12 protein-coding genes are annotated in these 11,784 nt (G+C 63.3%); 6 read left to right on the top strand and 6 right to left on the bottom strand.

Translation table 11 applies throughout. From position 1 onward, the window contains the following. Positions 1-73: 73 nt before the first annotated feature. Positions 74-880 (bottom strand): ferritin-like domain-containing protein, encoded by an 807-nt coding sequence (locus AC22G6_RS10735; protein WP_487366782.1) that lies wholly within the window; start codon positions 878-880, stop codon positions 74-76. Positions 881-1,013: 133 nt separating this feature from the next. Here AC22G6_RS10735 and moeA point away from each other — a divergent pair, with 133 nt between their 5' ends. The 3 genes from moeA to phoU are packed head-to-tail and all read left to right on the top strand — an operon-like array spanning position 1,014 to position 3,718. Next, on the top strand, positions 1,014-2,264 hold the full coding sequence (gene moeA, locus AC22G6_RS10730) for a molybdopterin molybdotransferase MoeA (protein ID WP_487366781.1): 1,251 nt from the start codon (positions 1,014-1,016) through the stop codon (positions 2,262-2,264). Positions 2,265-2,293: 29 nt separating this feature from the next. Beyond that, entirely contained in the window at positions 2,294-2,956 is a 663-nt protein-coding gene (gene rpiA / locus AC22G6_RS10725; RefSeq protein WP_487366780.1) for a ribose-5-phosphate isomerase RpiA, read from the top strand. A 60-nt stretch (positions 2,957-3,016) separates the two neighbouring features. Then, the gene (phoU, locus tag AC22G6_RS10720) at positions 3,017-3,718 is read left to right on the top strand and encodes a phosphate signaling complex protein PhoU (protein ID WP_108951046.1); all 702 of its coding nucleotides are present in this window, start codon (positions 3,017-3,019) and stop codon (positions 3,716-3,718) included. Between the two features lie 96 nt (positions 3,719-3,814). Here phoU and AC22G6_RS10715 read toward each other — a convergent pair whose 3' ends face one another. From AC22G6_RS10715 to AC22G6_RS10695, 5 genes are all read right to left on the bottom strand, one after another. Then, positions 3,815-4,087: an oxidative damage protection protein gene (locus tag AC22G6_RS10715; protein WP_108951045.1), complete on the bottom strand. Its 273-nt coding sequence runs from the start codon at positions 4,085-4,087 to the stop codon at positions 3,815-3,817. 110 nt (positions 4,088-4,197) lie between these two features. Beyond that, a complete protein-coding gene (locus AC22G6_RS10710) occupies positions 4,198-5,595 on the bottom strand; it encodes a diguanylate cyclase domain-containing protein (RefSeq protein WP_487366779.1) in 1,398 nt (465 codons plus the stop codon). A gap of 55 nt (positions 5,596-5,650) precedes the next feature. Beyond that, positions 5,651-6,973, bottom strand: a complete 1,323-nt coding sequence (gene argA, locus AC22G6_RS10705) for an amino-acid N-acetyltransferase (protein ID WP_487366787.1) — start codon at positions 6,971-6,973, stop codon at positions 5,651-5,653. A gap of 238 nt (positions 6,974-7,211) precedes the next feature. Next, positions 7,212-8,699, bottom strand: coding sequence for a polyphosphate:AMP phosphotransferase (gene pap / locus AC22G6_RS10700; RefSeq protein ID WP_487366778.1), 1,488 nt, complete (start codon positions 8,697-8,699; stop codon positions 7,212-7,214). 54 nt (positions 8,700-8,753) lie between these two features. Then, entirely contained in the window at positions 8,754-9,476 is a 723-nt protein-coding gene (locus AC22G6_RS10695; protein ID WP_487366786.1) for a 16S rRNA (uracil(1498)-N(3))-methyltransferase, read from the bottom strand. A gap of 128 nt (positions 9,477-9,604) precedes the next feature. Between AC22G6_RS10695 and AC22G6_RS10690 the strand changes: the two genes are divergently transcribed. The 3 genes from AC22G6_RS10690 (at position 9,605) to AC22G6_RS10680 (ending at position 11,687) form a co-directional block, all read left to right on the top strand. Continuing rightward, positions 9,605-10,414 (top strand): inositol monophosphatase family protein, encoded by an 810-nt coding sequence (locus AC22G6_RS10690; RefSeq protein ID WP_487366777.1) that lies wholly within the window; start codon positions 9,605-9,607, stop codon positions 10,412-10,414. An 81-nt stretch (positions 10,415-10,495) separates the two neighbouring features. Further along, complete coding sequence (locus AC22G6_RS10685) at positions 10,496-10,747, top strand: hypothetical protein (protein ID WP_487366776.1); 252 nt, start codon at positions 10,496-10,498, stop codon at positions 10,745-10,747. A gap of 64 nt (positions 10,748-10,811) precedes the next feature. Continuing rightward, entirely contained in the window at positions 10,812-11,687 is an 876-nt protein-coding gene (locus tag AC22G6_RS10680; protein WP_487366775.1) for a phosphoribulokinase, read from the top strand. Positions 11,688-11,784 lie beyond the last annotated feature (97 nt).

The raw sequence follows: 11,784 nt of genomic DNA, 5'->3' as shown, positions 1-11,784 counted from the left end.
CCTGCCCCACCCAGCCCCACTCATGCCACGCTCCTGCCCTCAGTGCAGGCTGAGCCCTGATGCTGCGGAGTGTTCAGTGCCGGCCGCGCGCCAGGCGATCCAGTTCGGCGGCACTGAATCCGGCCGCCAAACGCGCCTCGCGGTGCAAGGGCGGCTGCGGCCAGGGTGCGTCGAAGCGGGCAATCAGATCGAGATAGCACACCTCGGCATCCAGCCCCCGGTCCTCGCAGCACCTGCGGAACCAGCGGTCGCCAATCGCCACATGCCCCACTTCGTCACGCAGGATGATGTCGAGCACCGCAACGCTCTCCCGGTCACCGATACTGCGCAACTTTTCCGCAATCGGCGGCGTGGCATCGAGCCCGCGCGCCTCTAGCACACGCGGCACCAGTGCCATGCGCGACAGCACATCGTCCACCGTACGACAGGCCATCTCCCACAGCCCGTTGTGCGCATGGAAGTCTCCGTAGTCATAGCCAAGCGCAGTCAGGCGCGCCTGCACCAGACCGAAGTGATAAGCCTCCTCCGCCGCCACCATCAGCCATTCGTCGTGAAAGCTGCGCGGCATGCTGCGAAAACGATGAACGCAATCGAGCGCGAGATTGATGGCATTGAATTCGATGTGCGCAATCGCGTGCAGCATCGCCGCATGCCCTTCCCGCGTCCCCACCCGGCGCGCAGCGAGCTGCTGCGGCGGCACGAGCTGCGGACGTTGCGGACGCCCCGGCACTGTCACTGCGTGCGGGTCGTCCGCGCCCGGCACGGGCTCGAGCGCGCCAGCGCACCAGTCCGAACGCAGCTGCATCGTGGCCGCGCACTTGGCGCCGGGATCGTCGAGCATCATCGCCGCCAGGGCGGCTTCGTGAACATTCTGGGTCATGCTGCAAATTTTAACGGCAGACATGCGCGACAGGTTGGCAAGCCAACATTGCGTAATACGCCAGTCATGCCTGCATTGTGGTAAAAATGGACGTCCGCGACATCATTCGTCACCGCACCTCCGGATCCAGCAGATGACTCAGCCAAGCCCTCCCGAAACGACGCCCCGCAACTTCCTGAGCGCCGACGAAGCAAGAGCAACCATCCTTGATGCAGTGAGCACGATCGTTGGCTGGGAGCGCGTTGCCGTACGCTCAGCGCTCGGCCGTGTGCTCGCCCTCGATGTCATTGCCCCGTGCAACGTCCCTGCACACGATAATTCCGCCATGGACGGCTACGCCGTGCGGGCGATCGACCTTGCCGCAAGTGGCGACACGGCGCTCACCGTGGTTGGCACGGCCTACGCCGGGCGCCCCTTCTCCGGCATCGTCGGCGCCGGCCAGGCGATCAGAATCATGACCGGTGCCGCCATTCCCGAAGGTGCAGACACCATCGTGGTGCAGGAAGTCACGCGCCGCGAAGACAACCAGGTATTCATTCCCGCAGGCCAGCGACGTGGTCAGAACCTGCGCCGTGCCGGCGAGGACCTCGCCCTGGGCAGCGCAGCCCTGAGCGCCGGAAGGCGTTGCGGACCGGCCGAGCTTGGCCTGATTGCCTCGCTTGGCATCGCCGAAATCACCGTCTGCCGGCGCCTGCGCGTGGCGTTCTTTTCCACTGGTGACGAGATCGCATCCATCGGCCGTCCGCTTGCACCCGGCGAAGTGTACGACAGCAATCGCTACACCCTGTTCGGCGCCCTCAGCCGCCTCGGCTGCGACCTCATCGACATGGGCGTGATCGCGGATAACCCGGCAGCGCTCGAAGCCGCCTTCAGCGAAGCCTCGCAGGCCGCCGACGTCATCATCACCAGTGGCGGCGTATCGGTTGGCGAAGCGGACTTCATCCGCGACATGATGACGCGCATGGGCGAGGTTTCGTTCTGGAAACTCGCCATCAAGCCCGGCCGCCCGATGGCCTTCGGGCGCATCGGCAATGCAATGCTGTTCGGCCTGCCGGGCAACCCGGTTGCGGTGCTTGTCACCTTCTATCAGTTCGTGCAGGACGCCCTGCTCAAGCTGATGGGGGTCAATCCGCTGCCGCCGGCCGGACTGTTCGAGGCAAGCTGCAGCGACACCATCCGCAAGCAGCCCGGACGCTGCGAGTACATCCGCGGCCGACTGTCGCGGGCCAACGGCCAGATCAGCGTGGCACAGGCAGGCGCGCAAGGCTCGGGCATCCTGCGCTCGATGTCCGAAGCAGACTGCTTCATTGTCCTGCCCGAGGAATGCGCAGGCGTGCAGCCCGGTGACCGGGTGCTGGTCCAGCCCTTCGACGGCCTCGTCTGAAACACACGACCCCAACATACGGATTTTTCATGAATCAGGACGAACTCAAGAAAGCCGCTGCCCTGGCAGCACTCAAGGAAGTCGAGGACGGCAGCATCGTCGGCGTCGGCACCGGCTCTACGGTCAACCACTTCATCGACGGACTCGCCGGCATGCGCGACCGCATTCGTGGTGCCATCTCCAGCTCGGAAGCCAGCTCGAAGCGCCTCGCAGCCCACGGCATCAAGCTTTTCAGCCTCGACGAGATCGAAGAGATCCCGGTCTATGTCGACGGCGCGGATGAGATCGACGGTCACTTCTGCATGATCAAGGGCGGTGGCGGCGCACTCACGCGCGAGAAGATCGTCGCCGCCGTATCCCGTCGCTTCGTGTGCATCTGCGATGCGAGCAAGCAGGTCGCTACGCTCGGCAAGTTTCCGCTACCGGTCGAGGTCATTCCGATGGCCGCAGCTCAGGTATCGCGCGAACTCGTCCGCCTTGGCGGCTCGCCGCGCCTGCGCGAGGGCTTCGTGACCGACAACGGCAACGTGATCCTCGACGTGCACGGGCTGTCGATCAGCGACCCGGTGGCGATGGAAACCACGCTCAACCAGATCGTCGGCGTTGTCACCAATGGTCTGTTCGCCCGCCGTGGTGCCGACGTCCTCTTGCTCGCAAGCGCAGGCGGCGTCGAGCGTCAGCTTCGTGACTGAAACAAAACTTTCATTTGGACCTGATAGCCTGTCGCCTTCCTGGATTAAGCCATGCCTAAAATGACCGAACATACCCACAAGCAGTTCGATACCGAACTGGAAAAGATCCGTACCGGCGTGCTGCAGATGGGCGGCCTGGTCGAAACCCAGGTTGCGAATGCGCTCGAAGGCCTGAAAACCGGGAATACCGCGCTGCTCGAACGCGTGATCGACGGCGACCACCGGATCAACCTGCTCGAAGTCGAGATCGACGAAGAGTGCAACCAGATCATTGCCAAACGCCAGCCCGCAGCGGTTGACCTGCGTCTGGTGATGACCGTCATCAAGGCGATCGCCGATCTGGAGCGCATCGGTGACGAGGCCAAGAAGATCGCCAAGGCGGGCAAGCGCCTGCACTCTGGCGACCATACCTTCTCGATGCGCGTCGACCTGAGTCACGCCACCGGCCTGGTGCTCGACATGCTGCGCAGCGCGCTCGACAGCTTTGCCCGTGCCGATGTGTCGAACTGGACGGCAATCACCAAGCAGGACGAGGACGTGGATGCCAGCTTCAAGGGCACCATGCGTCAGCTGATCACTTTCATGATGGAAGATCCGCGCACAATCTCCAGCAGTCTCGAAGTGCTCTTCATCGCCAAGGCCATCGAGCGCATTGGTGATCACGCAAAGAACGTCGCCGAATACGTGGTGTTCCTCGTTCAGGGACGCGATGTCCGCTACGCCAAGTCCGTGGCCGCCGAGGCAGGCAACACCAAGGCCTGATTCCGGGCACCGGATCGAAAAAAAGGGATGGTCGCAGACCATCCCTTTTTCATTTACGCTGCGGCCGGCCACCAGGCCGAACTGCAGAATCCTGGCTCAGGCAGCCGGCGGTACGTATCCACCGATCTGGTCTGCACCACCTTCGAAGAAGTGCTTCTCCATCTGTTCGGCGAGATACTTGCGCGCACGCGCGTCCATCAGATTGAGGCGGTTCTCGTTGATCAGCATGGTCTGATACTTGACCCACTGCTGCCAGGCTTCCTTGGAAACGCTGGCGTAAATACGCTTGCCCAGTTCGCCCGGAACCGGCGGCAGGTCAAGACCTTCGGCCTCGCGACCCAGCTTCACGCAATTGACCATACGGGCCATTATTCATTCCTCTTTGCAATTGGGGTTAGTCGAACACTCAGGCGCCCATTCTATCAGCCTGTCGAACACGGGCAATTGCGCCGAGCACAACGCATGAACCAGCGCCGCACTCACTGACCGGCCAGACTCCAGCAGTTGCGCCCCGCGTCCTTGGAACGGTACATGGCCCGGTCGGCCGCAGCCATGAGGGTCTCGACGTCCTTTCCGTGATCCGGATAACAGGCGGCTCCAATGCTGGCGGTAACACTCGCCTCATGCCCGGCAAAATGAAAACGCAAGGACGCAACGCCTTCGAGCAGTCGGCTGGCAAGCTCCGACAGGGCTTCGGCATTGGCGTCGGGCACCAGTACGGCAAACTCGTCGCCGCCAAGACGAAAGAACATCTCGTTACGCCGCACGATACGACGCAGCCCATCGGCCAGCCCGATCAGCACCTCGTCGCCGGCGGGATGTCCGTACTGGTCGTTGATCGGCTTGAAGCCGTCGAGATCGAAGGACAGCAAGCCGACGCCGGTCTTCCGACGCTCGGCGTCGGCCAGCAGGCGATCGAGCTCTTCATGAAAGCGTCGGCGATTGAACAGATTGGTCAGCGGGTCGCGCTCGGCAAGCGCCACCAGCTGCTCGGCCACCTGGCGGCGCTCTGTAACGTCCTCGTAAATCCACACCCGCCCGATACCGCGTCCATCGAGCCCGCCCTCGACGACCGCCGAAATGTCGGTGACGATCCGGCCATCCTTGAACTTGAACTCATGTGGCTCACTCACCTGTGGCGAGCGAACGACGCTGGCGATATGCGCAAAATACGCGGACGGATCCATCAGCAGGGGCGCAATCGTGCTTTGCAGCACCACATCCCTCACCCCGATCAGATTCTCCTCCGGCGGATAGCCCCACAGCTTGAGCATCGCGCTGTTGAAATAGAGCACCCGGTGATCCCGGTCGATGAACAGGATCCCGAGCCGGATGACGTTGAGCAGGGCCGAGAGACGATGCCGCTCATCGTTGCTGCGCGTGAGGTAGTGCTCGCGCAAAGCCTGTGCCCGTCGCAGTTCGGCCACGGTTTCAAGCAGCGTGTATTCGGTTTCCTTGCGCGCCTGAATGTCTTCTGCCGACAGGCGGACACCCTCGATGGCCCCCTGCTCGTCGCGCAGCGCACGCCAGTGGCAAGCCACCCAGTTGAACCTGCCGTCGTCGCGCTGCAGACGAAGCTCGAAATCGCGCGCTTCGCCCGATGCCAGCACTTCACCCATGACGCGACGGCAATAGGCCAGATCGGAAGAATGCACCAGCAATGCCAGCGCATCATCGGCACCGAGGTAGCGCACCGGCAGACGCGCCGTGAGCCGTTCGACCGAAGGACTGATCCAGCGCAGCCTGCCGTCGTCGCCGAACATCGCCTCAACGCCATGAATGCCCTGAACCACACTGCGCAGCAGTGCCAGTTCGGCAGCATCGTCCGCCTTCCGCGAGCGCGCCGAGCGGCGCCAGATGGATGGGATCTTCAGCATTCGCCGCCAGCCCCCGGTGGCGATATCGTGCGCGAGAGCATGGCGGCTGCGCGGTTCATAGCGCTTTTACAAAGACCTTGGAGCGACGCTGCAGGTTGTACAGATCGCGTTTGCGCTGAGGCAGCGTCTCGGGTCCGATTTCACTGAAACCGCGCTCGCGGAACCAGTGTGCGGTGCGGGTGGTAAGAACGAACAGGCGCTCCAGGCGCTGCATCCTCGCCCGGCGCTCGATCCGCTTCAGCAATTGATCGCCAAGGCCCGCGCGACGGTATTCGGGCACGACGGCGAGGCAGGCAAGCTCGGCCGCGTTGTCTTCGGTGAACGGGTAGAGCGCCGCACACCCGACCAGCATGCCGTCATGCTCGACCACCGTGAAGCGCTCGACCTCCTGCTCGAGCAACTCCCTGCCCCGTCGCACCAGGGTGCCGTCGGCTTCCATCGGCGAAATCAGCGACACCAGCGCCGCGACGTCATCGATACCCGCCTCGCGCAGACGGAACAGTGCATCCCGCGACACCACCGTGCCTACACCCGCGTGAGTGAAGAACTCGAGCAGCAGGCCGCCATCCTCGTCGCGGTCGATCAGGTGACTGCGTGCGACGCCCTTGCGAACCGCCCGGATCGCGCACGGCAGATACAGGTGCAGGTCTTCGGTAAGCCCCTCACCCGCATCGAAATGCCGCTGCGCCTCGTCCGCCGTAACGGACTCGATCAGTTCGCCGTCGCTGTCGAGCAGGCCCGGCGCATCACACAGATAGATCAGCTTCTCGGCCTTCACCGCGACCGCAACCGCTTCTGCCACCTCTTCCATGCACAGGTTGAAGATCTCACCGGCGGGAGACACACCCAGCGGCGTGATCAGGACAACGTTCTGCTGATCGAGGTCGGCATTGATCTCGTCGGCAATGATCTTGCGCACCGCGCCGGTGAACTGGTAATCGACACCGTCGACCACCCCGACCGGACGCGCCGTAATGAAGTTGCCACCGGTCACGCGCATGTAGCTGCCCGCCATCGGCGTATTGGGCAAGCCCTGGGAAAGCAGGGCTTCGACCTCGAAGCGGGTCACCGCCATGGCGGACTTGACGCATTCGAGCGCTGCCGGGTCGGTCACCCGGAGACCGTTGTGAAACCGCGACTCGAGCCCCCTGCGCTCGATTTCCGCATCAATCTGCGGTCTCGCGCCGTGCACCAGCACCAGGCGGATACCCAGCGCGGCAAGCAGGTTGCAGTCGTAGGCAAGCTTCTGCGCGAGCTCGCCACCAGCCACTTCGCCTCCAAAGCCAACAACGAAGGTCTTGCCTCGAAAGGCATGGATATAGGGGGCTGCACCGCGCACCCAGGCCACGAACTGGGCCGTCGAGTCGAAACCCGTCACCGCCGGCTTGTTTGCACCCGTATCGGCAGTGGTTTCAGGGGAAGAATCATCGCTCAAGAATTCACCGCTTGGTTTAAGCGGACGACTGCCGCCGTTGGCGTGCGTCGCCTCACGTTGTTGTCATGTTTCAATTCTAACGGACACAACTGCAGTTTGATGTTGCATTGCAAAAAAGCGTGGAACCCTGTTTTGTAACAGACATCGTCACTGCCGCTGCCAACGCCGGTCAGGCAGGCTCTCACTTTGCCATTGCCGCCTCGAGGGCTTCGCATACCGTGCGCAGGATCTTGATTCGCGCAAAGAGCTTGTTGTCGGCTTCGACCAGGGTCCACGGTGCGTTTTCAGTGCTGGTGCGGTCTGCCATGTCACACACCGCACGTGCGTAATCGTCCCAGCGCTCGCGATTGCGCCAGTCCTCCTCGGTGATCTTGAAGCGCTTGTGCGGCTCAGCTTCACGCGCCTTGAACCGCGCCAGCTGTTCATCCTTGCTGATCGCAAGCCAGAACTTCACGACGACCGTACCGGCCTGCACGAGCTGATCCTCGAAATCGTTGATCTCGCCATACGCCCGCATCCAGTCCGCCTCGGAGCAGAACCCCTCGACCCGCTCGACCAGCACCCGGCCATACCAGGAGCGGTCGAAGATCACGACCTTGCCTCGGCCCGGCAGGTGACGCCAGAAGCGCCACAGATAGGGCTGGGCAAGCTCCTCCTCGCTCGGCGCAGCAATCGGGATAATGCGGTACTGACGTACATCGAGCGCGGCCGTGATGCGCCGGATTGCGCCGCCCTTGCCTGCGGCGTCGCCCCCCTCGAAGACCAGCACCACGCCGTGCTTGCGGAAGGCAGGATCGCGGGTCAGCAGCGCCAGCCGGCCCTGGTAACGCTCCAGCAGGTCCTCGTACTCCTTCTTGCTCATGTCCTGCTTGAGTTGCAAGCTGTTGAGCAGATTGAGCGAATCGATCGCAGGCGGCAGCGGCGCTGCGGTCTTGCGCGGCATCCAGTGCCGCTGTGCGGTGTCGAGGCGCTTGCGCAGGCCGTCGAGCAGCACACGGCCGACAAACAGCGCACGAAAGCGCGCATCGCTGCCGTCGACGATCGTCCACGGGCAGTCACCGGTACTGGTCAGACGCAGCGCGCGCCCGGCGACGTCCCGGTAGCGCTCGTAGCGTTCAAAGTAATGCCAGTCCCGGTCGGTGACACGCCAGCGCGTCTTGGGATCTTTTTCAAGTTCCTTCAGGCGCTTTTTCTGACCGTCCTTGGAGAGGTGGAACCAGAGCTTGATCAGCAGCACACCCTCGTGGGCCAGCATCTCCTCGAAGCGGCGAATCTCGTCCATCTGCTGGTCAAAATCGGCCTTCTTGCTGCTGCGCTCCACCCGCTCGCGGATCGGTTCGGTGTACCAGTTGTTGAACAGTACGCCGATCTTGCCTTTCGGCGGCAGCGCGCGCCAGAACGGCCACATGAAGGGGCGGACCGAAGCCTCATCGGTCGGCGTATCGAACGCCCAGGCCTCGATATGTCGCGGGTCCATCCATTCATTGAGGAGGTTGACTGTCTCCCCCTTGCCCGCACCGTCGATGCCATTGATCAGCACCACCACCGCGAACTGCTTCGAGTCGAGCAACTCGAACTGCGCGTCGAGCAAGGCGGCACGCAATGCGGGGACGGCCTCGTCGTAGGTTTCCTTGTCGGTGCGGTGACCCAACTCGGCGGATTCAAACATCAGGCATCCTTTCGTGATCGCATCAGCGTTCGGGAGGACGGCCGGGCTCGGACCTCAGAGATCGCCCCAGCGCGCCTGCATGGCCGCAATGGCGGCCAATCCCGCAGTTTCAGTGCGTAGTATCCGCGGTCCGAGGCCAAGCGCAATGGCACCCGTCGCACGGCATGCATTCAATTCGGAATCGCTCCATCCGCCCTCGGGGCCGATCATCAGATGCAGCGCAGCCCCGGGCCGCGGCAGTTCGGCCAGCGGCCGCTCCCCCCCGGGCGCAAGCACCAGCCTGTCCGCGCCCGCATTCGCTTCGAGATAGGCGGGAAGCGACTGGATCGGCGCCACCTCGGGAACGACATTACGCCCGCACTGCTCGCAGGCGGAAATCGCCACCTGCTGCCAGTGTGCCTGGCGTTTCTGCGCCCGCTCGCCGGAGAGCCGCAAAACAGAGCGCTCGGCCTGCACCGGGATCACCCGGGCCACGCCAAGCTCGACCGCTTTCTGCACGATCCAGTCCATCTTGTCCCCGCTTGCCAGCGCCTGCACCAGAATCAGCTCGAGCGGAGACTCCCGGCTGTTTTCATGCCGCTCACCGAGCACGGCGAAACCCTGTTTTCCCCGCACCACAAGGCGGGCATCGACCTCGATACCGGAACCGTCGAACAGCACCATGGGCTCACCCTCGGCCAGACGTAATACGCGCAAGGCATGGTGAGAAACGGCATCGGGAAGGGGGACCTCGCCGTCAGGCGGGAGGACACCATCAAAATGAAAGCGTGAAATCATCGTAAGATTATAGGCATGCACCTTCCCCCGCGGCACCTCGCCACCAACATCTTCCCTGCTCGCAGGGCATGCCGGATGCTGGCGAGGCCGCGCTTTTCGTAACCCACACCCACGACGGAGTGCCTGAGATGCCCACTGCAGCACAACGCCTGGCCCGCGCCCGCGCCCTCGAATCCCTGGTTCGGGAGATCGCGCGTGACGAGATCCTGCCCCGCTACCTGAAATCCTCACGCAACAGCAAGGCGGACGGCAGCTTCTTCACCGAGGCAGACGTCGCATCCCAGCAGCGCTTCACCGAGGCCCTGCCCAAACTGATGCCCGGGCCGGTGCTCGGCGAGGAGATGAGCGCCGAAGAGCAGGGCCATCTGTGGAGCAAGGGCCGGCGTGGCATGTGGTGCATCGACCCGATCGACGGCACGACGAACTTCGCCAACGGCATCCCCTTCTTTGCGGTTTCGATCGCCTACCTCGTCGATTACGAGCCCCGCTTCGGCGTGGTGTACAACCCGATCACGGACGAGAGCTTTTATGCCGCAAAGGGTGCGGGCGCCTTTCTCAACGGTACCGAACTGCCCCTGCGCAAGGGCTCCAAGCGCCTTGGGGAGGCAGTTGCGGGCGTCGACTTCAAGCGCATCAGCCACCATCTCGGGGACGAGCTGGCGGTACGGCCGCCCTACTATTCGCAACGGAATTTCGGCTCGAGCGCGCTGGAGTGGTGTTTCGTGGCCGCCGGACGGCTCGACGTCTACCTGCACGGCGGACAGATGCTCTGGGACTATGCAGCCGGCCAGCTGATTCTTTCGGAGTCCGGCGGACTGGCGATGGCACTTGATGGCGGCACCCTGATGGCCGGCCCCGCGGTCAAACGCGGCGTGATTGCGGCCGCCAGCCCGGCCCTGTTCGACGAGTGGCGCGCGTGGCTGCAGTCGCACTCCTGAGCCCGAAAGGGATCATCGCAAGATACTGCACTGCACCATATCGCGTTATGATTTGGGCAAACAGTCATCCCCGATAGCGTTATGAACTCACCCGCATCAGCCCTGTCCATGCAGGATGCAAGCGCTGAACAGCGCCGATATCACCGCGTACGGGAGATCTTCGACGAGGCCAGCGTGCTGATCGCGCCCTTTTTTGCGCGTGAGAGCCGCTGGGCGAACAGTACGCTCGACCACCTTGCCTATCGCGTCGTCAGGGACCGCTATCCCGAACTGACTGCGGCCGAGGTTCACGTCCTGGTGGTGGCATGCGCCCGCATCTACGCGGACGACTGAGTCGGCCGCTGAGCACCCGCCCCGCCCCCAGCCCTCCTTCCGACCATCGCTTCCGGATCAGATCATGTCCCTGAAACATCCCATCATCGCGGTGACCGGCTCCTCGGGCGCAGGCACGACGACGGTAAAGCATACTTTCGAGGCGATCTTTCATCGCGAAAACGTCAATGCAGCGATCGTCGAGGGCGACAGTTTTCATCGCTTCACCCGCGCCGAGATGAAAGCGCACATCGAGGAGGCCGAGCGCGCGGGCGAACGCGGCATCAGCCACTTCGGCCCCGAAGCCAACCTGCTGGAAGATCTCGAGAACCTGTTCCGCGCCTACGGCGAATCCGCCACCGGCCGCCGCCGCTACTACATCCACAACGAAGCCCAGTCCATGCGCTGGAACCTTCCCATGGGCAGCTTCACCGCGTGGGAAGACCTCCCGGTCGGCACCGACTGCCTGTTCTATGAAGGTCTCCACGGTGCAGTGGTCTCCGAGCGGGTGGATGTTTCCCGCCACGTCGATCTGCTGATCGGCGTCGTACCCACGATCAACCTCGAGTGGATTCAGAAGATCCACCGCGACACACGGGTACGCGGCTACTCCCCGGAAGCAGTGCAGGACACCATCCTGCGCCGCATGCACGATTACGTGCACTACATCGTGCCGCAGTTCTCCCGCAGCCACATCAATTTCCAGCGCGTGCCGGTTGTCGACACATCGAACCCCTTCATCGCGCGGGATGTCCCCACGCAGGATGAATCCATGGTGGTCATCCGCTTCAAGGACCCGCGCGGCGTGGACTTTCCCTACCTGCTGCGAATGATCCACGATGCCTTCATGAGCCGGGCCAACACCATCGTAATCCCCGGCGGAAAGCTCGACCTTGCCATGCAGCTGATCCTGACCCCGCTCATCTGGAAGCTCATGGAAAGACGCCGGCAGTGGGTCTGAGTCCGCCGCTGGCGCGCCTGCCCGACCGGCCATTCATGCCGATGTGCTTTGAACGGTCAGGCGAACCACTGTTGCAAAAGGGCTCGCCACTACCAAA

Source organism: Parazoarcus sp. PS-13 R2A (assembly GCF_057621855.1).
This window is presented reverse-complemented; position numbering and strand designations above follow the sequence as displayed.